Below are 25,086 nucleotides of genomic sequence, written 5' to 3'. Positions count from 1 at the left end.
CGGGTGCAGCAGACAGCCGCACTGTCGTCTGCTCGCTGCGCTCGCTTGAGTTCATGCGGCTGCAACTGATGCGTAACGTAGGGCGGACCTCCCCGGTCAAGGCCACGCCGCCCGATGAACGTGCCGGCACGACTCAGACTCCGCGACGAGGTTCGAGGCGACACTATGCCCACAATCGAGAAGGGACCGTCAACACCTCTCGTGTTCTACGCGTCGCAGTCCGGGAGACCGACGCTCGACGCGGGTGAGGGTGGCGGCAACCCCTTTGCCTCGGCGCTGATCGAACTGCTGCAGCGACAATCCCTCACGTTGGCGGAGCTTCACTCCGACATCGTTCGCCTGACCCAGACGAAGAGTCAGGGCTTCCAGATACCCGATGCCCCGGCGGTCTCTGAAGCACCGGCGTGGGCAGTGAAACCGGTGCCGCCGTCGCCGCCATGAAAGCGCAGGTCGACGTCACGGGACGAGCCGCTTCGTCGCCTCGTAGCGCGTCGTGACAGCCCACGTCCGTCCACCATCGATGGATTCCTCGACCACCAGATGGAAGAGGTCGCCGGTGGTAGGGGTGAACGTGAGGCGCGAATGAACGCGTGCGCCGCTTGGATTCACGTAGTAGGTGCCGGCGCGCACGTTGTCGACCACCAGGGCACCATCGCCGAGCAGTGCGCCCTCGAAGATGTCGAGCAGGCCGGAGACATCGTCGAGCGCACCCACACGGTACCGCTGCTGGGCGACGTCATACGACAGGGTGAGGACAAAGCGATAGCCAGGTGCCGTCATGCGACCCTCAACGGCCGCGCCGCCAAGCACGGGGACGAATTCAGAGGTGAGTTCGAGGGCGGGACGGGTGGACGGTCGCGAAGTGTCGGCGGGGAGCTGGGTGCCCATCCACCTACCGAGCAGGAAGCGCAATGGCCGCAACCCGGCGCGCACCTGTTCGTGGATGGGTGGCACGCGAACCGGTGCCGCGGACTGCATCTCGGCGACAATACCGCCGGCATTCATCTGGGCGATGGCTACAGGCCCCATGCCGTACGCGTTCCGATCGCGCAGGAAGCCCGCGTAGGTGCGCGTCAGGCGTCGCATCGCGACGGGGGTGAGCGCTCCCGACGGACTACGCGCCGAGGAGTCGGCGAATTCTGCTGCGGCCGCGAGGCGAAAGAAGCGTAGCTGCTCGATGTTGTCGTGCACCACGGGCGCCAACGGCATGGGGGCGAAATGCCCGGAGTAGGCGGTGACCGGGCCAGGGAAGTCGACGAGCAGCTGGGACAGGGCGACCATGGCGAGCCGCGAGTGCTGCTCCCCGATGTAGTACGCTCCACCAGCCACGGTGAGGTCACCCGTGAACAGGGCATTCAGCTCGCGGACGAACACGACGGTGTTGTTCTCTGCCTCCGCCGGCCCGTAGTCTCGCAGGGTGACGGTGAGCCCGGCCAGCTGCACCGTGCTGCCCGACGGGACCAGCGAGTCGGGCCGCTGGAGCCGCCGCTCGTACTCGGCGCCTAACGCGTCGAGCCAGCCGCCGGGCTGGAGCGCCTGGTCATGGACGCCCTGCATGGCGTCGGCGGTGGGTCGGGTCGCGATGATCGGGGCGCGCGGAAACGCCGCCTTCAATTGCCGCAGGCCGCCGAAGTGATCGGCGTGCGGATGAGTGATGACGACGGCTGCAAGCGGCTTGCCGGTGGCACGAAGCGCCGCGATGAGCCGGTCGACGTCGCTGCGAAGGCACAAGGCGTCGATCAGGACCAGTCCCTGCGCGGATTCGATCCACCATGCGTTCGAGAAATAGGAGCGCGCGTCACCGGTGGCCACATGGATCTGCGCCGGTGGCGCCGGCGATGCGGGGCTTTGCGCGCCAGCTACGGTAGCAGCTGCAAGCAGCAGTGACGACGTGCAGAGCGCGCGGGCGAGTCGGTGGATACGCACGAGGGCAAGACCGATGGGAGGAGCATGCAGGGTAGCCGATCATCCTGCGGCGCGGAGTCACCGAGTGACGAAGCTCCGCCGCGGCGGTTCGGGTACCCCAGCGCTCGACGGCGCTCCGGGACCTTCCCGATGCGGATGCGCGCGACCTACTCGCCCATCGCGGCACGAACGGCGTCGACATACCGCTCGCTCACGCTGACCTGCCCACCGGAGCGCAGCTGCAAGAGATAGGTGCCATCGCCGGTGACGCGCAGCACGCCCATGTCGGACCGTCGCACGATGGTGCTGCGATGGACCCTCAGGAAGATGCCGGGATCGAGGCGTCGCTCGAGCGCACCGATGGACACGCGATGCAGCACGACCCGCTTGCCGAGGTGCAGCTCCACATAGTTGCCCGACGCACCGAACCATCGGACGTCGTCCACGGCGATGGATTCGATCTGTCCAACGGAGCGAACGCTGAGCCTGGCCAGGTACTGGGGCGGCTGGCTGGAGGCCGAATCGCCGGCTTCGGTCAGGTAGTCACGAACGGCGGTGGCGTAGGCGGCACGTTGGCGCAGTTGCAGCATCTCTTCGATGCGGGCCACGGCCTGGGCGAGCCGTGCGTCCTCCACCGGCTTGAGCAGGTAGTCGAGTGCGTGAATCTCGAACGCCTCGATGGCAAAATCTCCATGGGCCGTCACGAAGACGATGATCGGAGGCTCGGCACGTGTGACGAGTTCGCGCGCCAGCACCAAGCCACTCTCCGATGGCATGCGAATGTCCAGGAAGACGACGGCCACCGCGGCGTCGCTCGCCTCCAAGGCTCGTCCGGTCCCCGAGTTCGCGCCGCTGCCCGCAGCGCCGAGGTAGGCTCGGGCCTCGGCAACGCCGGCACACTCGGCGACGACGTGACACTGCGGAAACGCCGCGAGGGCGTGCCGCAGGTTCGTGCGCGCCAGCGGCTCGTCGTCCACGATGAGCACCTGGATCTTGTCAGGAGTCATGCTTCGCAACCAATGGCAGGAAGATCGTTACCACGAAGTGTGCGTCAGCGGGCCCGGCCTCGACGCGCGCGGCCTCACCGTACAGCAGGGCCAGACGATCCCGTGTCCCGCGGAGGCCGAGCCCGAGCCCGGGATTGGCCGGCGAACCGGGATGCATGGAGTTGCGTACCGTGATCGTCGTGCCGGCGGGTCCCGGTGTCACCGCGACGTCGATCGTCGAGATGTCCTGATGACATTCGAGGTCGTGGCGGATGGCGTTTTCGACCAGCGGCTGCAGGAGCAGGGGCGGACAGGGGAAGGATTCCGCCGCGGCAGGCGCGTCAACGGTGACGCGGAGCCGTTCGGGATAGCGCAGCGCCTGCAAGGCGACGTATCCACGGACGAACTGCAGCTCCTCGCCGATGGTGCTCCAGTCCTTCTGGCTGGCGGTGATGGCATGCCGGAGTTGCGCGCTGAGCTGGCCGATGGCGTCGATGGCCACGCGTTGGTCGTTGTTGCGGACCAATCCGGCGATGGCACTCAGCGCGTTAAACAGGAAATGCGGCTCGAGCTGGGCGCGGATGCCTCGCAAGCGTTGCTGCTCGAGTTCCAATCGCAGGGTCAGGCGCTCGGCCTCGTCGGCACGCTGGCGCTCACGTAGCGCGCGCGCCTCGCGCATGGCCACGAGCGCGTAGATCGCCACAAAGCTCCCGGTCATCAGCGCCAGGTCCAGGAGCCACAGCTCGGCCGGCCACCGACGAAAGGCGGGGAGAAAGGCCGAGAGGGGGTCGGGCGCATTGCGCAGGGTCGCCGCCGCGACCTGCCACGCGACCTCGGGGACGAGGTAGAAGACGAGACTGGCGACGTACCATTGCGCCACGAACCGGCGCTCGCTGAGCACGGCGCGTCGACGATCCATCGCGCCGTACAGCACGGTGGTGTACGCGACCCATGGCAGGTACGCGACGAGGTATGCGCCCAGGAGTTCGCGGAGCGTCACCGGCGCACCGCGGCGCAGCATGTCGCTGTAGGCGGCCGCGACATGGAGGACGAGCACCGTTGCCCAGACGCCCATGCCGGTGCCCAAGACACGAATCAGGGGAGTCCGTGACGAGGTCATGGGGAGACGTACGATGTGAGCACTCACAGGTGTCGGCCCTGAAGGATACGCCCTCTTCGCAGACGGGGGTGGTGAGCCTGCCCGCTGCGAGGTACGAACGGCCGGTCTCGGGGGACGACTCCCGAATCGGCGGCTGCGTTGGCACGTAGGATCGGGTCATTCCGTCTCGTGCGGCCCTCATCGTGGTCCCAGGTGCAATGACCCTCGCTCACGACCTTCGCCTCGCCGTTCGACTTCTGGTCCGCCGGCCGCTCTTCACCACCCTGGTGGTGGCGACCATCGCCATTGCCATCGGGCTGAACAGCGCCGTGTTCGCCGCGGTGGACGCCCTGCTGTTGCGCCCTATCCCTGGCGTCCGGGCACCGGAGCAGGTTGTGGGGCTCTATCGCACGGCACCCGGGATATCCTGGGGCTCGAACTCGGTGCCCCACTTCATGGACGTGCGGGAGCGTACGACCGACGTCTTTGAGCAGGTCGCTGCCTGGACCTTCTCCGGCTTCAGTCACGGAGATGGCGACCAACCGCAGATTCTCTCCGGACAGTTGGTCTCGGCGACGTACTTCTCCACGCTTGGGGTGCAGCCGGCGCACGGACGATTCTTCGTGCCTGCTGAGGACAGCGGGCGCGGGGCACATCCGGTCGTCGTTCTCGGAGACGGCACCTGGCGGCGTCGCTTCGGTGGCGACCCGTCCATCGTCGGACGCACGATCCAGCTCAATGGCCAGGCGATGGAGGTGATCGGTGTCGCGCCACCGGTGTTCCGAGGCACCGTACCCATGCTGGAGCCAGCGCTGTTCGTCCCACTCATGCAGATGGAAGTGCTCGACGCCGATCGCGCGGGGTCTCTCGACAACCGTGGTCGGAACTTCCTGAATGTGATCGCTCGCCTGCGGCCGGGGGTCACGCGCGATCAGGCGGCGACACGCCTCGAGGCCGTGAACAGCGAGCTCGCGACCGCCTGGCCGGAGCCGTACAGCAACAGCGGAACGCGCATCATTCCGCTCGCAGAGATCGGGACGCATCCGTCGATGCGGACGGCCCAGCTCGGAATCTCGGGTGCCTTGTTAGGCGTGGTATTCGTGCTCCTCCTGCTGGCGTGCGTGAACGTCGCCAGCCTGTTCCTCGCGCGAGCCCGGGACCGCGCGCGCGAGATGGCCGTGCGGCTCGCGATCGGCGCAAGTCGATGGCACCTCGTACGCCAGCTGATGATCGAAAGCCTGCTGTTCGTAGGGGTGGCGGGAGCGGCGGGACTCCTCGTCGCGGCAGGCGGGGTCGCGGTGGTCAACGCAATCCAGGTTCCGATCGGTGACCTGGGGGTCCGACCGGACATCTCGCTCAGCGGTCGCGTCCTCGCCTTCACGATGGGGGTGTCGCTCATGGCCGGCCTGGTCGTCGGCATGCTGCCCGCATTGCAGGCGACGCGTCCGTCGCTCGTTCCCGGATTGAAGGGCGAGTTGCAGTCAGGTCGGACGCGCTCGCGAATGCGCGATGCCCTGATTCTCGCACAGGTCGCGCTGTCCATCATCCTCCTGACCTGCGCTGGGTTGTTCGTCTCCAACGTGCAGCGGGCGACGACCGTGGCGGTGGGTTTCTCGCCGGAGGGCGCGGTGACCGCGACGCTCTCACCCGCGCTCCAGGGGTACGACCGCCAACGCGCGGAGCAATTCTACCGGAGCCTGCTGGATCGCCTGCGCGCGCTGAACGGAGTGGAACACGTGGGGCTGGTCGACGTGCTGCCGTTGGGGATCGGGAGTTCCGACACGCGAGTGCAGATTCCCGGCTACACGCCGGCAGAAGGCGAGGGGATGAACATCCTGCACGCCAGTGTGACCCCCGGATACTTCCGGGCCATGGGCATCCGCCTGGTCTCCGGTCGCGAGGTCACGGCGCAGGATGACAGCGCCTCCATTCCGGTGGTTGTCGTGAACGAGCGCTTCGTGGAGCGCTTCTGGCCCGGGCAGGATCCCGTGGGGCGCACCGTGCGACGGGGGACCCGCGACTTCACCGTCATCGGGGTGGTCGGCACCGGGAAGTATCGTTCGCTGGGAGAGGAACCCACCGCGTACATGTACTTCGCCCACGCGCAGGCGTGGCTCTCGATGATGCGCGTGGTGGTGCGGCACCGTGGCAGCGATGCGGCGGCATTGGCCAGCATCGGCGCCGAGGTGCGGGCCCTGGATCCGTTGATGCCCGTGACCGGCTTGCGGACGATGACGTCGCACATGGGGACTTCCCTGCTCCCGGCACGTATCGCCGGCGGTGCGCTGGGCTTCTTTGGAGCGATCGGCCTGCTCCTGGCAGCGATCGGGATCTACGGCGTGATGACGCAGGCGGTGGGGCAGCGGACGCGCGAAATCGGGATCCGCATGGCGCTCGGCGCCACGGAGGGTAAGGTCACGCGTCTCGTCTTCGGACAGGGAATGCGGTTCGTTGGTGCGGGGTGTGTGCTGGGGATCGTCGGTGCGGGCGGTGCCTTCGTCCTGATGCGCGGAATCCTGTACGGGGTCGGTTCGCTCACGGTGGCGTCGTTCGTGTTGGCTCCGCTCGTGCTCGTAGCGGTTGCCGCCGTGGCGACGTTGCTCCCGGTGCGGCGCACAGTCCGGGGGAGCGCGCTGAGCGCCATCCGCCAGGACTGACAGAGCCCGAGCCTCTATCCGCCGCCACGGCGCCTCACTTCACCCGCTCCGCTGCGGCCACCAACGCCTGCATGTCGGCGTCGGCACGGTCGTCGTCGGATGCACCCTCCAGGGCGGTTGCCATCACCTGGGCAAACCGCGAGCCCGGCGGCGACGCGTAGTCGAGCGCGAGTCCCGCCTCGAGCAGGACGCGCGCGGTGGCCCAGTTGCCACGCTCCGTCTGCCACGTCACGGGTGACCACTCCTGCTGCGCCGCGTTGGTGTGTCGCGGCGCGCGCGACACGCCGTGGGCCACGAGAACCCGCGCGGCCTCCGGCGTGAGGTAGTTGTCGAAGAGCGCCGATTGCCCCTCGCTGTCGCGCTCGTCCGGCGACAGCCCGGCCTCGAGCAACATCGCGAATGCCGCGGCGGCGGGTTCACCTCTCGCGCGGGCCAGCTTGGTGATCATCAGCTCGTCGCGGCCCGCGTCATCGGGTCGGGGGACGGCGCCAGCGGCCAACAGCGCCCGGAGCGGCCGGAGGTTCTCCATCGTGGCGCTGTAGATCATGGCGTGGTGGGTCGCGATGCCGAGCAGCGACTGTCCGCGTTCGTCGCGGGCGGCAAGGTCCGGCTGTGCCGTCTTGATCAGGCTATCGACGCGGTCGTAGTCCTCCATGATCAGCGCCAGCGCCACCTCACGCGTCGCTGCGTCGGGAAACTCGTATCGGACCACCGCCCCCGGCTTGGGAATCCCGCGCCTCGAGGGATAGAGCAGCGCGAGACCCGAATCGGTCGTGAAGAGGATGAGCAGGAGCGGCGGCAGCAGGACGAGGGCGCCCGCGATGAGGAGGGCGATCCCCCGCCCACTCGCGCGGCTCCCCCACCAGAGGAGCACAGCCGCGACGAGGGCAAGGACGGCCAGCAGGGCGCCGACTCCGCGGCCCAGCCCACGCGTGGCGGCGTCACCGCCGTCACGGCCGAGAAGGAGTGCCACCGCTCCGATGAGATTCGCGGCGACGAGGAGCCATCCGAACGTACGCATGGGTCTCTGTCTGTTTGTGCGATCAGGGAAGCTGTGCTTCGCCGGTTGCCGTGGACACGAACCTAATCGAGTTGCAGAATCGATCGTCGTCGACCACCCTCAGCCTGATCTTCCCCGCGGCGGAACACTCGAGGCGACGCTGCCCCGAGCGACCGCAGCCCCTCCCCACGTTTCGCTCCCATCATGATCGCGCGAGCCTCGTTGGTCTCCGTCCTCGTCCTCTCGGCCGCCATGCTCCCGGCGACGACGGCTGCGGCGCAGGCGCCTATCCCGCCGGCCGCCGTCAGCGGTCTACCGCTCCGCAGCATCGGTCCGGCGCTCATGGGCGGTCGCATCGCCGATGTGGCGGTGCATCCGCGCGACCGGCACACCTGGTACGTGGCCGCGGGGTCAGGGGGTGTGTGGAAGACGACGAACGCGGGGGTGACCTTCACCCCCATCTTCGACGCGCAGCCGTCGTACTCGATCGGGGCGGTGGCGATCGATCCTGCCCACCCCGAGATCGTCTGGGTGGGGACCGGCGAGAACGTCAGCGGGCGCCACGTGGGGTGGGGCGATGGCGTGTACAAAAGCCGCGATGCCGGCCACACGTGGCAGCGCATGGGGCTCCCGCAGTCGCAGCACATCGGCAAGATCCTCATCGATCCGCGTGACGGCAACACGGTGCTCGTCGCCGCCGAGGGGCCGCTCTGGTCGGCCGGTGGTGAGCGCGGCGCGTATCGCACCACCGACGGCGGTGCCACGTGGACGGCGGTGCTGTCCATCGATGAACACACTGGCGTCACCGACCTGGAGTTCGATCCGTCCAATCCCGATGTCGTGTACGCCGCCTCGTACCAGCGGCGGCGCCACGTATGGGGATTGCTCGCCGGCGGCGCGAGCTCCGGCATCCACAAGTCCACCGACAACGGGCGCACCTGGCGGCGCGTGAGCGCCGGGCTCCCCGCCGGTGACAAGGGGAAGATCGGGCTCGCCGTCACCGCGGCCGATCCGCGCCTGGTGTACGCCACGATCGAGGCGAACGCCGAGGAGCGAGGCTTCTACCGCTCGCGCGACCGGGGTGAGAGCTGGGAGAAGCGCAACAGCTACATCTCGGGGGGAACGGGACCGCATTATTACCAGGAGATCGAGGCGTCGCCGGTGAACGCCGACCTCGTGTACCAGATGGATGTCTTCCTTCAGGTGACGCGCGACGGCGGTGCGACCTTCACCAACCTGGAGAGCGGGCACGACAAGCACAGCGACAACCACGCCATGTGGATCGACCCCGCCGATGGCCGCCACATGCTCGTCGGTACCGACGCCGGCCTCTACGAGACGTTCGACGAAGGGAAGCGCTTCCGTCACTTCCCGAACATTCCGGCGTCGCAGTTCTACAAGGTGGCGCTGAGTGACCGCGCCCCGTTCTACGACGTCCTCGGCGGCGCGCAGGACATGGGGACCTACATCGGCCCGTCGCGCACGATGAACCAGGACGGCATCCGCAACCAGGACTGGTACGTGCCGTTAGGTGCCGACGGCTACGGGGTGGCCTTCGAGCCCGGCGACCCCGACATCGCCTACATGATGGAGCAGGAAGGCTTCCTCTTCCGCCGCGACAGGCGCAACGAGGAGTTGGTGACGATCCAACCGCGCGGCAGGGCGGGCGACCCGCCCGAGCGCTGGAACTGGGACTCGCCCATCATGGTGAGCCCGCATCAGCCCTCGCGCGTCTACTTCGGGTCGCAGCGCATCTGGCGCAGCGATGACCGTGGCGACCGCTGGACGGCCATCAGCCCCGACCTCACGCTCGGCCAGGAGCGCTACGCGCAACGCTTCTACGGCCGCACCTGGAGCGTGGACGCGCTGCACGACAATGCGGCGATGTCGAAGTATGCGACGACGACGTCGATCAGCGAGTCGTCCGTTGCAGCTGGCACCCTTGTCGTCGGCACCGATGATGGGCTGGTGCAGGTGACGAGCGACGGCGGCGCGACCTGGACGCGCGCGGCGGCGCTCCCCGGCTTGCCAGCGCTCTCGTATGTGAACGATGTGGAGACGTCGGTGCACGATGCCCGCACGATTTTCGTGGCGGCCGACAACCACAAGATGGGCGACTTTGCGCCCTATCTGTTCACGAGCAGTGACTTGGGCCGTAGCTGGCGCTCGATTGCCGGCGACCTGCCCCGCGGCACGATCGTCTGGGCCGTGCAGCAGGATCACGTGCGCCCCGAGCTGCTCTTTGCGGGGACCGAGTTCGGCGTGTACTGGACGCCCAACGGCGGCACGAACTGGCACAAGCTGACCGGGGGGATGCCGACCACCGCGGTGCGCGACATCAAGCTGCATCGGCGCGACAACGATCTGGTCGCCGCGACGTTCGGGCGCGGCTTCTATGTGCTCGACGACTACACGCCGCTACGCGCGGTCGCCGCCGGCGCGCGCGCCGATGGCGGCGCGCTGCTTCCCGTGCGCGATGCGTGGTGGTTCGTCCCCTATCAGGTGGCGCAGGCCGCGGGACGCCCTGAGTTGGGGAGCGATGACTTCACCGCCGAGAACACGCCGTTTGGCGCGCTGCTCACCGTGTACCTGACGGAGCTGCCGGCTACGGCGCGCGAATCGCGGCGTGCGGCAGAGCAGGCGCAACGCGCGCGAGGGATCGACTCGCCCTTCCCCGGCTACGACCGGCTGCGCGCGGAGGCGCTGGAGTCGGGCCCCACGGTGCTCGTTGTGGTGAGCGATGCCACCGGGCGTCGGGTGCGCACGCTCGAGGTGCCGGCGCGCGCGGGGCTGCATCGCATCGCGTGGGATTTGCGGGGCCCAAGCCCCGAGCCGGTGCGGCTCGAGCGGCCGGCGTTCCAGCCCCCCTGGGTCGGGGAGCCCACGGGCCCGCTGGTGGCACCGGGGCGCTACTCGGCGCAGCTCGTGCTGGTGTCGGCGAGTGGGGTGCGCGAGCTGGGCGCGGCGCAGGGGTTCGAGGTGAAGTCGGTGCCTAACGTGCGCGGCAACGTGGACCTGGTGGCCGCCGCGGCGTTCCAGGAGCGCGTGGCCGAGCTGGCGCGACGACTCGCGATCACCGAGTCGGAGATTGGGCAACTGCACGGCGAACTGCGGCGCGTGCGGGCGACGCTGATCGCCACACCGCGCGCCGCACCGGCGTTGCACGCGCAGCTCGATTCGATCATGGCGTCGCTGGCCGGCTTCGAGCGCCGCCTGAGCGGCGACCCGGCGCGCGCGCGCCTCAACCAGTCGAACGAGCGGTCCATCTCGGAACGGGTGTGGACCGCGACGAGCACGTTCGGCACGCGGCTGCCGGCGACGGCGACACAGCGGGAGCAGGCGGAGCTGGCCGAGGGCGAGCTGGCCGCGGTTGCGCGCGAGTGGCGCGCCTTCGTGGATGGGGACGTCGCGCGGTTGCGTGCGGCGCTCGAGGCGGCGGGGGCGCCGTGGACGCCGGGGCGGGTGGGGCGCGTGCCGTGAATGATGGTGATGAATCGGCAGCGGTTGCGCGTCCTCGTTAGGGAACCTCACGACGCGGCACGGCCGCCGCTGCCGCCGCCGCACGAGCGCTGAGCGTCCGTACCGTCTCGGTGGCCGCGACGCCCAGCCCGAACGCGACGAGCAGCCAGAGCAGGAGCGGCCGTCGAAGTGACCGCAGTACCTCCCGCCGCACCGCATCCCGGTGGATGGTGCGCGCCGCGATCTGCGGCCAGAGATCGGGGGCCCCATAGGTCCGCTGCCGTTCGAGCGCCGCCGCCTCACGGATCGCGAGGTCGTCCGGATGATCCTTCATGTCGAGAGCGCCTCGCGAAGCCGCGCGCGCGCGCGGGAGAGCTGCACCCGCACCGTGCTCGGCGCCATGTGCAGGAGGTGAGCGATTTCGTCCGTGGGAAGGCCTTCCACGTCGTGCAGGACGAAGACCTCGCGCGCCCGGCCCGTGAGGGTCTCCATCGCACGGTCGAGCGCGATGCGGCGTATCGGTGTCGGGGTCGCGAACGCCGACGCACCTCCCACGGATGGCTCGGGGAGCGCGGAGGCGAAGTCGTCGGCGAGCGCGACCCGCGACAGCCTGCGCCGGTCGGCCCGCTTCACGTTGAAAACCGTGTTGAGCGTGACGCGGTGCACCCATCCGCCCGCGTTCCCCGGATCGTCGAGCGCATCCCACTGCTCCCAGATGCGCACGAACACGTCCTGCATCCATTCGCCCGCCTTCACGCGGTCGCCGCACAGCCGGAAGCAGGTCGCGAAGACCTGCTCCCGGTGCGCCCGATAGAGGCGTTCGAACGACTCGGCGTCGTGTGAGGAGACTGCGGAGGGCATCTTGTATGCTATCACACCGGCCGGGCCGAGTGCGCTTAGGCGGCGCGCCGGTAAGCGGATCTCGGTCGGCGGGTGTGAGGTGAGCATGCCTACATCATCCACTCCGCAGTCCGTCCGCGCCCGCACCGTCGCCGGACCCGCGCGCATCGCGCGGCGCGCCGCGATGGTCACCGCCCTGTTCCTCGTCGCACTCGACGCCGCCCCGCTCCCGGCGCAGCCACCACGTCCGGATCTGCCGTGCGAATGCGCGGCGATATTCGCGCGGACCGTCACGGCGATCGAGACCGACTACGTCGCCTTTCCGCTCGAGGTGCGCGACGCGCGCTCTCTCGCGTGGCGCGCGCACGTGGACTCGCTGCGACCGCACGCCGACGGTGCCGACGCGCGCGCCTGCTCGGCACTCCTGCGGCGCCTCGTCCGCTTCTTCCGCGACGGACACCTGCTGATCGTCGACCGCCCCGCGGGCGACTCCGCTGGCCTGCCCGCGCGCCGCGGCGCTCGCCCGCGGCACGCGATCTCGGCGCGCGACCCATGGAACGAGCGCGCGGTGCGCGACTCGCTGCGCGCCAAGCGCACGCGCGGCATCGCACTCGCGCCCGTCGAGGGGATCTGGCGCGGACCGGGATACCGCATCGCCGTCATCGCTGACGACGACGCGCGTGATCGCGCGACCGGCGTGGTGATGGCCGTCGATAGCGGACCCTGGATGCCAGGGCAGGTGCGCGCCGAGTTTGTCCGCGTGAACGGCGAGTGGATCTCCACGGTCTGGGACGATGCCTTCCACCCGCGGACGTCGCCGGTGGAGTTCTCCCGAGGCGCGCTCCTCCGCATGGCGCCGCTGCTCTGGGGCCGCGTCGATCCCGCCGAGGCGCTGGCGTTCGTTGATACGCTCGACCCGCGACGTCCGCTCGTCGCCTTCCCCGACGACTCGACGGCAGTCGTCTCCGTCGTGACCTTCGATCCGTCACATGGCCCCGCGCTCGCCGCGAGCATCGACCGCGAATGGGATCGCCTGCGCGAGCGGCGACGGGTGGTGATCGACCTGCGTGGCAACGAGGGCGGGAGTTCGGGACAGGTGCTGCCGCTGCTTCCCCTTCTGTGGGGCGACCGCTTGCTGTCCCGAGAGGAGGATGCTCCGACACCTGCGGACGCGCTCGTGCGCAGCTCGCCCGCGATGATCGCCGTGTGGGAGCGCATGGGGTGGGCACCCAAGGGACTGGTCGATCGGTTGCGCGCGCGTCCCGGGGAACTCATCCCGTTCGATCCAAACGCGCGCGTGCAGCCGCCGCCGGCGCCACGACGGCGTCCGCGCGAGGACCAGCAGGTCTTCGTCCTCACGGACGGCTCAACCGTCTCGGCGGCCGAGCAGGTCGTGCTCTGGGCCCGGCGCATGGGACGCGCGACGATCGTCGGCGCGCCGACCGGTGGCAGCATCGACTACCAGTCGACGTTCCTCTCGCGGGTGGGGTGTGCGTCGATGGGACAGACGCTGGTGATGCCGCTCATCGCGACCTCTGGGCGCCTGCCGGAGGGCGGGCACAATGCGACCGGGGTGCTTCCCGACCGGCGAGTGTCGACCACGGGGGCGTGGCTGTCGGAGCTCGTTCGGCGTTGAGCGGCCGAGCCCGACGTCCGGTGGAGCGATTAGCGTTAGGCCGATGCCCGCAGGACGTGTACTATCAGGCGTGCTGATCCCTCACGAGCTAACGGCGGGTTCGTGCGGACGGTCGCGGTAGCGAAGCAGGCCGACACCGACCTTCGCGTGCGTCGGTGCTTCGGGCTCTCGAACGGCGACTGACTCCGCTCTCAGGCCGCGTGCGATGGGAAGTCGGTCTAGCGCACCAACCCCTCCCAGCTCTTGCGGGTTGCGCCCTGCGGATCGGACTCCACGGTGATTGCGAGATCGAAGCGCTTGGTCGTGCGTCGAATGGCGTCGTACGGCGCCCAGTCCGCGCGGCCGTCACGTGCAAAGTCGACGAGGGTGCGCTGCATCGCCCCCGAGAGCGCGGTCTCCTCTGGCGTGGCTTCGTGTCCGAGGAAGATGGCCGCGACCTGCGGGTAGCGCAGCGCGCCGAACCAGAAGGGGAGGTCAATCGCGTGATGTGCCCCCTTGAAGACGGGACCCGTCCCCCGGTAGGCCATCGCATAGCTCCACGACCGATGGCGGGGCGCCAGCGACTCGGCGATGCGCAGCGCGGGAATGCGGTAGAGGCGGTCGGTCTCCATGAGCCCAGCCACGTCGAGCTCGGATGCGTCGGGATACGCGGCGCGATAGGTCGACCAGATCGACGCGGCGCGCTCCGCCCCGATGTGCGTGCCTAACGCCGCGAGATAGCCGTCCTGCGCCAGCCGCGCGCGCGCCGTGGGGTTGGCGCGCTCCTGCGCCGGCGAGAGCAGGAGCTCCTCGGTGGTCGCCCCGATGAGCGTGGGGACATTGCGGTACCGCCCCTTTGCGATCGACGTCGCCGGATCGTCGCGAAAGGTGACGTCGTCGTGGTTGAACGAGAAGGGCCAGCGCATCTGGTCCTCGGGATCGATCGCGGCGATCCCCAGGGCGCGCACGACGTCTTGGGCGCGCAGCAGGTCGGCGAAGGGGAGGCTCGCAAGGGTCGGCAGTGCCTTTGGCCCGAGGCCTAACGCGGCGAGGACTTCATGGGTGAACCGGGCCTGCCGTTCGCGGTCGAGCGTCACCAGTGCCTGCATGCTGAATGGCGCCGCCCGCTGATACAGTGGAGCCGCATCCGGGATCACGCCGAGCGCGGCCGAGATCATCGCCCCGGCCGACTGCCCGCACTGCAGCACGCGCGCGGGGTCACCGCCGAAGGCGGCGATGTTGCGCTGCACCCACTCGAGCGCAGCCATCGCGTCGAGCACGCCGAGGTTGCTCGAGACGTCGCTCCCGTGGAGCTGGAACGGGGGAAAGCCGAGGATGCCGAGCCGGTAGTTGATCGTGACCACGACGACGTCGTGGGCCTTGGCGAGAATCGTCCCGTCGTAGAGGCCGAGGCTCCCTGCCCCCGTCGCGAACCCGCCGCCGTGCATGAAGACGACGACGGGACGCTTCGCGCCATCGAGCGCGGGAGTCCAGACGTTGAGGTTGAGGCAGTCCTCGCCTTGCCGGTAGCGTGCGAAGAGCCCCATGCGGTCGTCGTCGTTCTGCGGCGCGATGGCCCCCGGCTCGAGCGCGTCACGCACCCCGGTCCACGGCGTCACCGGTGCCGGGGGACGGAAGCGATTGCGCCCTTCGGTGCTCGCCGCGTAGGGAACTCCCCGAAAGACGGCGACACCCGCCGGCGAGAGCGTGCCGCGCACGACCCCCGCGTCGGTCGTCGCCGTTGGGGCGGGATCGCGCTGCCACGGCGCGACGGTTCCCGACGACACCGCGAGCGCGCCCGCGCTCATCGTCGCCAGGAAGTTGCGACGCGACAGCGGTCCCACTTCGGTTTCGTTCATGGTGCGCTCATCTGTCGAGAGTATCCGCCGCGTCGTCGTCGTCACGAGGCGGCACCCGGTGAGGCATATCCATCGGGCGGGACTGAGTATAGTCCCCAATGCCCTGCCTCGCGAGCACCGGCGCACGGTGCGGTCTCGCAGACCTAACGATGCGTACGGTGGCCGCATCGTGGTGCACCTCGTGAGCCGCTTGGCGTGTTTGCTGACGGAGACCGGACATTCCCGGATGAATTGGGGCCACCTTCGCCACCGACCCCGTCCTTCGCGACAGCGCTGCGACACTCCGTCCGCTACGACCATCGCACGCGCCTGCATGCGGCGCCTGGCGTCCGGGCGCTGGTTGACTACGAGCCCCGCGCGGCGTAACTCCCCTGCCGCGGTCGACACACCGGGAACAAGAGCCCGCCGAGCCATGGCTGGCCGCAGCTGCGCCGCCGCGTCACGACCCTCGGCCAGAGCTCGGCCTGCACGTTAGGCGACCTCCCACCTGTCATGGGGTACACCGTGTCGGACACTGCGCTTGTACGCGGCACCAGGCGTGTGGGGTGGCTGCTCGTGGTCGCCTTGAGCGGCTACTACCTCTATCGTGCCATCCACTATCGGTTCGTGGTACCGGACCGGCTCGGCCCGACGTTGCTCAACAAGCAACTGTGGTACGCGACCCATCTGGCTGCCGCGCTGCCCGTGATTGTCGGCGCGCCGTTGCAGTTCATTGCGTCGCTTCGATCGGAGCGCCCAGACTTACACCGATGGCTCGGTCGGGCGTACGTCGTCGGCGCGTCGATTGCCGCGCTGACGGCGATCTATCTTGGCGCGATCGTGGGCGAGTACGAAGGGTCGCGTCTTCCCCTCGCGCTGCTCGGCGGCCTGTGGCTGTTCTTCACGCTCGCGGCATGGCGTTGTGCCGTACGGAGGCAGTTCCGCGCGCACCGACTGTTCATGATTCGCAGCTATGGCCTCGCGCTGGTGCTCGTGTGGCTCCGTCTGATGTTCGACGCGCAGGATTGGCTGTTCTTCTATGTGACCAACGCCGACCTCCGCGACGCGACCCGGGAATGGGCAAGCTGGGTGGTACCACTCCTGTTGCTCGAACTGTGGCTGTCGTGGTGGCCCTTGCTCCGCGCCACTGCGAAACGCGAGACGGTGCCCGCCGAGGCCTGACAGTGGTTGGTACAGGCGGTCACGGCATGGAAGCGACGAGCGTACCGTGCTGGTCTCACCACCCCATCGAACGGAAGCGATCCGCGTTCGCCTTTCGCTCCCGCGCGTTGATCTCCTCGCGGATCGCGTCCATGTCGGGCTCCGCGTTAGGCGGCACGGCGGGCGTCGCGGGATCGGCCGGCGCGTCGGCCGGCTGGTCGATCGCTGCGGGCCGGGCGTCATCGGGTGGATCGTTCGACCTCATCACACCTCCCTCGGGGGCAGACATGGCGTGGAGCGCGGCCCGCGCAGTTCTGGCGGCGCTGGCCGTCGCGGTGTAGCGTCGTCCCGATTCGCGTCGAGCCGACTGACCATCGTGCACGTCGATCATTCGGAGCGCCACCCCCTCCCCGCTACCACATGGACCCTGCCGTCTTGTCGCCGCGCCTGCCGGCACTAGCCGCTGCCCTGCAACTGCCCTGGTTCATCCTCTGGTCCATCGCGCGCGTGCGGATGGGCGGCACCAGTGCGCGCCCGTTGGTCCGTCTCATCGACCTCATCATTCCCCTGCCAGCGGTGCTTGGCGTGGTGGTTGCCGCCATGCTCCTGTTCAAGGCGGGCGGCGCGGGCGGTCCCTGGCTGTGGGGGGGCGCGCTGGCCTGCGCGGGACTGAGCGCGCTGTTCGCCTGGGTGCTGCTGCACTGAGCGTCGCCGACGTCGCTGCGCATCGATGGCCGCGCCTGCCGGGCGCGGCGCCGCACGCGCCTTGGCACGTTTGAGGTGGACGTTGAGCGAGCTGCAGGAAAAGGACAAGTGGGGGAGACGCATCTCGCAGACCCGCCTAACGTTGCGCGACCTCGCCCTTCGCCTCACGTGTCGGCGCCAGCCAGAGTGCGCCCTGCCGATTGTCGAGGATGACGTTGAAGCGACGAAGCCAGGCGTTGCCGAGTATGCCACCGTACTTGGCGCCCTGATCGACGTCGTGTTTGCGCTCAAGCACCGCCATGGCCGGCGGCAGCTCCACGTCGCCGATGCGAAAGCCGCGCGCCTTGAACAGTCGTCGTGAGCCGAAGCCGAACCACGCACCGAGTCGCGCGCTGAGCTTGTGGTCGCGGTTCTGACGCGCCGACACGAGCAGCGTGCCCGAGTGCCCGGTATCGAACAGATACCACTCCCTGATGCGTTCCCCATCGACCAGGAGGTCGCCTTGAATCAGCGGGCGCACGCCGTTGTCGAGCGCGAGCGGATGTCGGACGAAGGCCGCGCCAATCGGCGGCATGGTCGGGTGGATGCGGAGCACCTGCCGGTCATAGTCGATCTCGACGACGCGATCGCGGAACAGCGAGTTGCCGAAGATTGCGTCTTCGTACCCCTTCATGTTCCCCGTCTGTACGATCGCCTGTCCGGTCCACTCCATCGCGCCGAGCCGAATGGTCACCTGACGACTCGACGGCACCGTGTTGCGCCCTTCGGAGTTGACCAGCACATCGGTCGCCTCCCACGGGATGTTGGGCGCCTTGGCGAGTTTGTCCTTGTTGAAGTTGAGCCCATCGGCGCCAAGGTCGAACTGCATCACCAGCGGCCCGGAGCCATTGATGGTGCCGTCGACATAGATGCGGTTGTCGCGCACGGTGAACGGCACAATCTGCACGGCCAGCGTATCGCCGCTCACGATGCGCGGACGCGGGTAGGCGGCGGTGGCGCTCACGCGCGTCACGACGTCGATGCTGTCGCGCACCCGTACGATGAAGTCACGATGCTCCCCCGGCCGCACCAACACGGTGAGCGAATCGCGCTCGGCGTAGAACGTCACTGCTCCGCCGACGAGCGGGAAGTTCGTGTGGTAGGTGTCGGGTTGTGGACCGGGCTCGACCCACCAGTCGAAACGGCTGAGGCCATCGCGAATGAGCAGGGCACGCGAATTCGTGCGTAGCGTGTCGAGCCGCGTCTGCGCCAGGGCTGGCGTAGACTGACACACGAGGCAAAGGCCGATCATCGTGACATGAACTCGTCGCACGCCGACTCCGTGTCCATGAGTGAAGCCCGCTATGGCGGCATGACGCGCTTAGCGGACGCGGAGTTTCACGTGCCGCCGGTCGCGCGCCGCTGCGCCGCGTGCGTGAGTTGTGCTCGCCGCAGCAGACGCCCTGCCTGCATCACCGCCACTACGCGACGGGTATCGGAGATCGTCTGATCCGGTCTCCCCTCCACGAGCACGAGATCGGCGCGGCGACCGGTCGCAATGACGCCCCATGTGCTGTCGCGCATGAACTCCGCGGCATTGCTGGTCGCGCTGCGGATTGCGTCAAGCGGCGAGAGCCCCGCCTCCACGAGCAACTCGAGCTCGCGATGGAGCCCTTCCCCGTAGTACACGCCAGGATACGGCGCGTCCGTACCGGCGACGATCGGCACGCCGGCCTGATGCAACCGCAGGATATTGCGCTTCGCGTTCTCGAAATCGGTGGTGAGGCGCCGCCGCCGCGCCGAGTCGCTCGGTGTGAGCGGGCGACGCGCATACGTGATGAGCGCGCTCACGAACGCCGGCGGCATGACGTTGGCCAGCAGCGGCGAGCGCAAGAACGCGAGATCGGCAAGGCGCCGTTCGCTGAATGACTCGTGCACCGCAAGCGTCGAGATGGTCGACACGCCCCGCGCGCGCATGTGCGCGATGGTCGAGTCGGCCATGAGCTCGGTGCCAGCATGCGCGTACGCGGCAATCCCCGCACGCAGGCCCATGTCAGATCCGTTCGCCGGCCCAAGATCGGCGACGACCCGCAACGACTCCGCCGTCGCGGCGCGCACCAGCGCGGTCACCATGGCTTCATCGAGGCCTGTGTACGCCTTGATATGGTCCGCGCGGCTGCGCTTCATCTCGCGCACCACACCGGGCGCGTCCTCCGCGGATCGAAGGGCGTAGGACACCGGAGGCCACGCCGGCGCGACACCGTCGACGAGTGCCCCCACCATGAACAATCGCGGTCCGCGCAACTGTCCGGCGCTCACCTCCTGCTTCAGCTGCTGCACGTACGGGAGGACATTGCCCATGTCATGCGCCGTCGTGACGCCGGCGTAGAGCAGCGCATCCAGAAAGCCGGCGAAGCCGAGCATGTCGCTGTGCTCCCCGTCCCACCCGCCGAGCAGATGCACATGCATGTCGGCGAGCCCCGGCATGAGGGTGCGTCCGCGCCCCGGCACGACCGTGGCGCCGCTCGGTACGCGCGTCGTGGACGATGGGCCGACGGCCACGATCGTGTGCCCGCGGACCACGACGGTCATGGACTCGGCGACGTTGCCGCCGCGCCCATCAATCAGGCGGACATGCTGGAAGGCCGTCAGCTGCTGCCCGCGCGCGTTCGTCGCGCCGCCGCTGAGCGCGGCCGCCAGGGCACAGAGTTGAACCCAACGCCGCGTCCATCGCATGGCGCATCTCGCGAAAGGTGAAGAGCTGGAGTCGAGTGCGCCGACCAGCGCACGCAGTGCCGGTGCCGCACGAAGTCGGTCGGCGACAACATACAGGCTCCCCTCGTGCATCGTACCACCTGAGCCACCAGAAACATCGGCGACAGTCCCCACCGGGGACTCGGTTGATGCGGCGGTCGCTGGCGGCAGCGCGGACTTGCCTTCATCATGGTGAGCAGCAATGCGGCGCTCGCCGATTGGGAGCCGCACCCAATCAACGGCACGCGCACCGACACCAGGCCTCCCCTCGTCCGGCGTTACGATGTGAGGCCACTCCTGATGGACGTCTCGTGATGCGTCGCGTGCGGCGCGGCGCCTAACCAGCACAACACAAGGCCATGGCCATGGCGATGCGACGGCTTGTCGGATTCCTCATGCTCTGCGGGGTTGGCAACTCGCTGAGCCCTCTCCGTGTCGCGGCGCAGGGCGTGAGCGTACGGTACGCTCCGCCGGTAGTTCGCACGAAGGATGGTGCCGTGCGCGGCATCGTGGCCGCGAGCGGAGTCCACGTCTTCCGCGGGATTCCGTTCGCCGCGCCGCCCGTGGGCGATCTGCGCTGGAAGGCGCCGCAGCCGACGACCAAATGGAGTGGCACGCGCGCGGCCAATCGCTTCGCCGCACAGTGCATGCAGCGTCGCGTCTTCGACGACATGGTCTTCCGCAACGCGGGGACGAGCGAGGACTGCCTGTACCTCAACGTGTGGGTGCCACCGACAGGTGCAAGCACGCGCCGGCCGGTGCTGGTCTACTTCTATGGTGGCGGCTTCTCTGCCGGCGATGGCTCGGAACCGCGCTACGATGGCGAGCGCATGGCGGCGCGCGGCATCGTCGTCGTCACCATGAGCTACCGGCTTGGAATCTTCGGCTTCCTGGCACATCCCGAACTCTCGGCCGAGTCGCCGGGGAAGGCGTCGGGGAACTACGGGCTGATGGACCAGTGGGCCGCGCTCCGCTGGGTGCGCGACAACATCGCCGCCTTCGGGGGCGACCCGGCGCAGGTGACGATCGCGGGGGAATCGGCGGGCTCGTTCTCGGTGACCGCGCAGATGGTCTCGCCACGCGCACGCGGGCTCTTCGCGCGGGCGATCGGGGAGAGCGGGGCCTTCCTGACGGGGGCGCCGCTGGCCGACGCCGAGCGGCAGGGCGCGACGTTCGGCGCGTCGTTAGGTGCCACGTCGCTCGGCGACCTGCGCGCACTCTCGGCGATGGAGCTGCTGGCCGCAACGGCGCGACCGGGGACACCGGGGTTCTGGCCGATCGTCGATGGGTGGTTCATCACCGAGGCGCCCACGGCCACCTTCGCCGCGGGGCGGCAGGCGCGCGTCCCGCTCCTGGCCGGATGGAACTCGGAGGAATCGTCGTGGCGCGCGCTGCTGCGTACCCCGCCAACGAGCGACAGCGCGCGCGCCGTCTTCGCGCGCGTCTTCGGGGACAAGGCCAGCGAGGCGGCGCGGCACTACCCGATCGCCACGGATGCCGAGGCGATGCAGTCGCTGACTGATCTCGCGGGCGACCAGTTCATCGGTCACGGCACGTGGAAGTGGCTCGACGAGCACGCGCGCACCGGCGGCCAGCCGGTCTGGCGCTACTTCTATGCGCGCCCGCGCCCCACGCCGACGTCGGGGAGCAACGCCCCGCTCCCCACGGGGGCGGTGCATTCGGCCGAAATCGAGTACGCGATGGGGAACCTCGCGCTCAACCGCGCCTTTGCCTGGACGCCGGACGACCATCGGGTCTCGGCGACGATGCAGGGTTACTTCGCGAACTTCATCACGTCAGGCGACCCGAACGGCGCCGGGCTCCCGACGTGGCCGCCGGGGGCGGTGGACGCCAGCGGGGTGGCGCGGCGGATGCGAATCGACGTCGACAGTCGAAGCGAAGACGAGCCGCGGGGGCGCTACCTGCTGCTCGACAGCGTTGGATTCATGCGGCGCCGATAGGGCGCCTCCACTTTTCCACTCCTCCGGGCTCCCATGACTACTCCCCGCATGCGCCGCAGCGTCGCGCGGCTGCTGGCCGCGTCGCTCCTCGCGGCACTCACCACCGTTGCAGCTGAGGCACACGCGCAGCGCCCTCACCCGATGCGCGCCGCCGACTATCTCGACCTCGAGCAAGCCTCCGACCCGCAGATCTCGCCCGATGGTAAGCAGGTGGTCTACACGCGCGGCTTCATCGACAAGGTGAAGGACGAGTGGACCGGGGCGCTCTGGATCATGAACGCCGACGGGACGAAGCATCGCTTCCTCGTGGAGGGGTCGCACCCCGTCTGGTCGCCGGACGGAACGCGCCTGGCCTATGTGGCGATGGGAGAGAACCCCAAGGGGCCGCAGCTCTTCGTGCGGTGGATGGACGCCGAGGGGGCGACGAGCCAGGTGACGCGCGTGAGCGAGGCGCCGGCGGCGATCCGTTGGGCCCCCGACGGGAAGTCGATCGGCTTCATCATGTTCGTCGGGAGCGAGACGCCGTGGAACGTCGAGCTTCCGCCCCCACCGCCTAACGCCACGTGGGTGGCGCCACCGCGCGTGGTGGACCAGCTGCACTATCGCCTCGATCGCGCCGGCTTTGCGCGCGGCGGGAGCCGGCAGCTCTTCACCGTGCCGGCCGACGGTGGGACGCTGCACCAGGTGACGATGCCGCCGTTAGGCGTGGGGGCGAGCTACGACGGGATCGCCTTCGGCGCCGGCAACTGGGACTGGACCCCCGACGGGAAGACGGTGGTGTTCGAGGCGACGACGCCGAGCCAGGCCGACACGATGCTGCACGCGGGGACGATCTATGCGCAGCGCCTGGCAGGGGGGACGCCGACGCGCCTGTCGCCGTCGGAGGGGCAGTGGCTCAAGCCGGTCGTCTCGCCCGATGGCAAGATGATCGCGTACGTCGGGCACGGGCCCACGAAGATGACGATGCGCACCACGTCGCTCTGGGTGATGAACCTCGACGGCTCCAACCAGCGTGAGATCACCCCGACGCTCGACCGGGACCCGGCGATGTTCGGGATGGGGGCGCTGCTCTGGGCGCCGGACGGGAGCGGGCTGTACTTCTCCCCCGACGACCGCGGGAGCAAGAACGTGGTCTTTGCGCCGGTGAGCGGCGGTGCCACGCGCGCCATCACGAGCGGGGCCCACCAGGTCACGTTAGGCAACCGGAGCACGACCGGGACGATGATCGGGACCGTGACCGACGTGTCGCGCCCGCTGGAAGTCGCCCGCATCACGCTGACGCCAAAGGGGGCCGACGTCGCGCGCATCACCGACATCAACGCCGACTTCGTCGCCGACAAGCAACTCGGCACGGTCGAAGAGGTGTGGTACAGCTCGACCGGCGGGACGAAGGTGCAGGGGTGGATCGTGAAGCCTCCCAACTACGATGCGTCGAAGAAGTACCCGATGCTTCTCGAGATCCACGGCGGGCCGCAGGGGATGTATGGCACCAACTTCGACCCCATGTGGCACGCCTTCGCCGGCGCCGGCTTCGTGGTGCTGTACACCAACCCGCGCGGCTCCACCGGCTACGGCAACGCCTTCATGACGGCGATCGACAAGAACTACCCCGGGCCCGACTTCGACGACCTCATGGCGGGGGTCGATACGGTGGTGGCGCGCGGCCTCGTCGACCCGGCGCAGCTCTACGTGTCAGGGTGCAGCGGCGGCGGAATCCTCACGAGTTGGATCATCACCCACACCACGCGCTTTGCCGGCGCCGCGGTGCGCTGCCCGATCACCAACTGGACGAGCATGGCGGGGGGATCGGACGTGCCGCTCTTCTCGCACTCGTTCTTCAACCGCCCGTTCTGGGAGTCGCCGAACGAGTGGCTGGAGAAGTCGCCGGTCTTTCACGCCGGGAAGGTGAAGACGCCGACGCTGTTCATGACCGGGGTGCTCGACCTGCGCACGCCGATCCCGCAGTCCGAAGAGCTCTACTCGGCGCTCAAGCTGCGCGGGATCCCGACGACGATGCTGCGCTTCGAGGGGGAGTGGCACGGCACCGAGTCGCGCCCGTCCAACTGGATGCGCACGATGCTCTACATGCAGAGCTGGTTCGGGCGGTTCGGGGCGAAGCCGGTGTCGTGAGGCCACGGGGAAAGGGTCGGTGCATGGCGCCGACCCCTTCGTCTCTCTCGTTAGGGCGTCGTGCCGGCCTTGGTGGGGAGCTTGCGCCGCTGCCAGTCCTGGTAGGAGCCATCGTACAGCCGCGCATCGTAGCCGAGCAGCCGCGCCACGAAGTACGTCGCGCTCGCGCGGTACCCGACCCAGCAGTAGGTCACGACGGTATCGCCGCCCTTCGTCCGCTCGTCGAAGAGGCGGCGCAGTTCGGGCAGTGGCTTCAGCTGCAACCCGTCGTGCCCGCTGAAGAGCGTTTCCCACTCGAGCTGTCGCGCCCCCGCCAGGTGCCCCGCGCTCGGCATGCCGCTCCGGTTCCCGGTCCCGTTGTACTCGCCGTCGGTCCGCGTATCGATGAGCGCCAACCCGGGCTTGCCGAGTCGCGGGGTGATCCAGTCGGCGGCCACCACCGTTTCAGGGCGTGGGCGAGGGGTGATGGACCCGCGGGTGATCGTGGGTTCGACCGACACGACCGGGCGACGCTCCGCCTGCCACTTCACCAACCCGCCGTCGAGATACGAGAAGCGTGTGTGCCCGATGTAGTCGAGTGACATGAGGAGTCGCGTGGCCATCGGGGCCTCGTCGGCATACACCACGACGCGCGTGTCGTCGGAGATGCCGAGCGCTTCGGCCAGCGCCCGCAGCGAGTCAACCGTCGGCAATTCGTTGTTGATGCTGTCGCGAATCACCGCCATGCGGCGATACGATACCAAGCGCGACCCCGGAATGGCGACGGCCCGCGCGCTGTCGTTCACCGTCACCTCGACGACCACGACGCGAGGATCGCTGAGGCGCGCGGCGAGCCACTCGGTCGAGACGACCATCGAGTCGAGCGACAGTGGCGACGTCGCGGCGCGGGATGAACCCTGCCCCTGCCCCTGCCCCTGCGCGGAGGCGGCAGCGGTCGCGAGGGCGATGAGAAGGGCGAAGGCGTGGTGGCGGCGGCGAGGCATCATCGGAGTCGCAG

19 protein-coding genes are annotated in these 25,086 nt (G+C 69.0%); 8 read left to right on the top strand and 11 right to left on the bottom strand.

Annotation, left to right across the window (positions count from 1 at the left end):
- The first annotated feature begins 201 nt into the window (after window positions 1–201).
- Entirely contained in the window at window positions 202–441 is a 240-nt protein-coding gene (locus tag IPN47_18350) for a hypothetical protein (GenBank protein MBK9409965.1), read from the top strand.
- A 15-nt stretch (window positions 442–456) separates the two neighbouring features.
- On the opposite strand, the gene IPN47_18345 is transcribed toward IPN47_18350, so the two are convergent.
- The 3 genes from IPN47_18345 to IPN47_18335 form a co-directional block, all read right to left on the bottom strand.
- The gene (locus IPN47_18345) at window positions 457–1,926 is read right to left on the bottom strand and encodes an MBL fold metallo-hydrolase (GenBank protein ID MBK9409964.1); all 1,470 of its coding nucleotides are present in this window, start codon (window positions 1,924–1,926) and stop codon (window positions 457–459) included.
- 146 nt (window positions 1,927–2,072) lie between these two features.
- On the bottom strand, window positions 2,073–2,912 hold the full coding sequence (locus tag IPN47_18340; GenBank protein MBK9409963.1) for a response regulator transcription factor: 840 nt from the start codon (window positions 2,910–2,912) through the stop codon (window positions 2,073–2,075).
- Window positions 2,902–4,011 (bottom strand): histidine kinase, encoded by a 1,110-nt coding sequence (locus IPN47_18335; GenBank protein ID MBK9409962.1) that lies wholly within the window; start codon window positions 4,009–4,011, stop codon window positions 2,902–2,904. The genes IPN47_18340 and IPN47_18335 overlap by 11 nt, the downstream gene beginning before the upstream one ends.
- Before the next feature lie 197 nt (window positions 4,012–4,208).
- On the opposite strand from IPN47_18335, the gene IPN47_18330 reads away from it, so the two are divergent.
- The gene (locus IPN47_18330) at window positions 4,209–6,647 is read left to right on the top strand and encodes an ABC transporter permease (GenBank protein ID MBK9409961.1); all 2,439 of its coding nucleotides are present in this window, start codon (window positions 4,209–4,211) and stop codon (window positions 6,645–6,647) included.
- Window positions 6,648–6,681: 34 nt separating this feature from the next.
- Here IPN47_18330 and IPN47_18325 read toward each other — a convergent pair whose 3' ends face one another.
- On the bottom strand, window positions 6,682–7,668 hold the full coding sequence (locus IPN47_18325) for an ankyrin repeat domain-containing protein (GenBank protein ID MBK9409960.1): 987 nt from the start codon (window positions 7,666–7,668) through the stop codon (window positions 6,682–6,684).
- Between the two features lie 231 nt (window positions 7,669–7,899).
- On the opposite strand from IPN47_18325, the gene IPN47_18320 reads away from it, so the two are divergent.
- Window positions 7,900–11,127, top strand: coding sequence for a glycosyl hydrolase (locus IPN47_18320; protein MBK9409959.1), 3,228 nt, complete (start codon window positions 7,900–7,902; stop codon window positions 11,125–11,127).
- Between the two features lie 37 nt (window positions 11,128–11,164).
- On the opposite strand, the gene IPN47_18315 is transcribed toward IPN47_18320, so the two are convergent.
- The gene (locus IPN47_18315; GenBank protein MBK9409958.1) at window positions 11,165–11,440 is read right to left on the bottom strand and encodes a hypothetical protein; all 276 of its coding nucleotides are present in this window, start codon (window positions 11,438–11,440) and stop codon (window positions 11,165–11,167) included.
- On the bottom strand, window positions 11,437–11,967 hold the full coding sequence (locus tag IPN47_18310) for a sigma-70 family RNA polymerase sigma factor (GenBank protein MBK9409957.1): 531 nt from the start codon (window positions 11,965–11,967) through the stop codon (window positions 11,437–11,439). The genes IPN47_18315 and IPN47_18310 overlap by 4 nt, the downstream gene beginning before the upstream one ends.
- Window positions 11,968–12,052: 85 nt before the next feature.
- Here IPN47_18310 and IPN47_18305 point away from each other — a divergent pair, with 85 nt between their 5' ends.
- Entirely contained in the window at window positions 12,053–13,582 is a 1,530-nt protein-coding gene (locus IPN47_18305) for a hypothetical protein (protein ID MBK9409956.1), read from the top strand.
- 218 nt (window positions 13,583–13,800) lie between these two features.
- On the opposite strand, the gene IPN47_18300 is transcribed toward IPN47_18305, so the two are convergent.
- Window positions 13,801–15,420 carry a carboxylesterase/lipase family protein gene (locus IPN47_18300; protein MBK9409955.1) on the bottom strand — a complete coding sequence of 540 codons (1,620 nt, stop codon included), beginning with the start codon at window positions 15,418–15,420 and terminating at the stop codon, window positions 13,801–13,803.
- A gap of 564 nt (window positions 15,421–15,984) precedes the next feature.
- On the opposite strand from IPN47_18300, the gene IPN47_18295 reads away from it, so the two are divergent.
- Window positions 15,985–16,581: a DUF2306 domain-containing protein gene (locus tag IPN47_18295; protein ID MBK9409954.1), complete on the top strand. Its 597-nt coding sequence runs from the start codon at window positions 15,985–15,987 to the stop codon at window positions 16,579–16,581.
- A gap of 55 nt (window positions 16,582–16,636) precedes the next feature.
- Here the strand turns inward: IPN47_18295 and IPN47_18290 are convergent, their stop codons facing one another.
- Window positions 16,637–16,825, bottom strand: a complete 189-nt coding sequence (locus IPN47_18290) for a hypothetical protein (GenBank protein MBK9409953.1) — start codon at window positions 16,823–16,825, stop codon at window positions 16,637–16,639.
- A 155-nt stretch (window positions 16,826–16,980) separates the two neighbouring features.
- On the opposite strand from IPN47_18290, the gene IPN47_18285 reads away from it, so the two are divergent.
- A complete protein-coding gene (locus tag IPN47_18285; protein ID MBK9409952.1) occupies window positions 16,981–17,265 on the top strand; it encodes a hypothetical protein in 285 nt (94 codons plus the stop codon).
- 136 nt (window positions 17,266–17,401) lie between these two features.
- Here IPN47_18285 and IPN47_18280 read toward each other — a convergent pair whose 3' ends face one another.
- Complete coding sequence (locus tag IPN47_18280; protein MBK9409951.1) at window positions 17,402–18,538, bottom strand: hypothetical protein; 1,137 nt, start codon at window positions 18,536–18,538, stop codon at window positions 17,402–17,404.
- A 104-nt stretch (window positions 18,539–18,642) separates the two neighbouring features.
- Window positions 18,643–19,980 carry an amidohydrolase family protein gene (locus tag IPN47_18275; GenBank protein MBK9409950.1) on the bottom strand — a complete coding sequence of 446 codons (1,338 nt, stop codon included), beginning with the start codon at window positions 19,978–19,980 and terminating at the stop codon, window positions 18,643–18,645.
- A 389-nt stretch (window positions 19,981–20,369) separates the two neighbouring features.
- Between IPN47_18275 and IPN47_18270 the strand changes: the two genes are divergently transcribed.
- Together IPN47_18270 and IPN47_18265 are read left to right on the top strand one after the other, a co-directional pair.
- A complete protein-coding gene (locus IPN47_18270) occupies window positions 20,370–21,959 on the top strand; it encodes a carboxylesterase family protein (GenBank protein MBK9409949.1) in 1,590 nt (529 codons plus the stop codon).
- A gap of 33 nt (window positions 21,960–21,992) precedes the next feature.
- Window positions 21,993–24,089, top strand: coding sequence for a S9 family peptidase (locus IPN47_18265; protein ID MBK9409948.1), 2,097 nt, complete (start codon window positions 21,993–21,995; stop codon window positions 24,087–24,089).
- A 50-nt stretch (window positions 24,090–24,139) separates the two neighbouring features.
- Here the strand turns inward: IPN47_18265 and IPN47_18260 are convergent, their stop codons facing one another.
- Complete coding sequence (locus IPN47_18260; GenBank protein ID MBK9409947.1) at window positions 24,140–25,075, bottom strand: sulfurtransferase; 936 nt, start codon at window positions 25,073–25,075, stop codon at window positions 24,140–24,142.
- Window positions 25,076–25,086: the final 11 nt, after the last annotated feature.

The sequence above is a fragment of the Gemmatimonadota bacterium genome (assembly GCA_016719105.1).
Taxonomy (GTDB): domain Bacteria; phylum Gemmatimonadota; class Gemmatimonadetes; order Gemmatimonadales; family Gemmatimonadaceae; genus SCN-70-22.
Note: the sequence above shows the minus strand (reverse complement) of the source record. Positions and strands in the feature narration are given on the sequence as shown.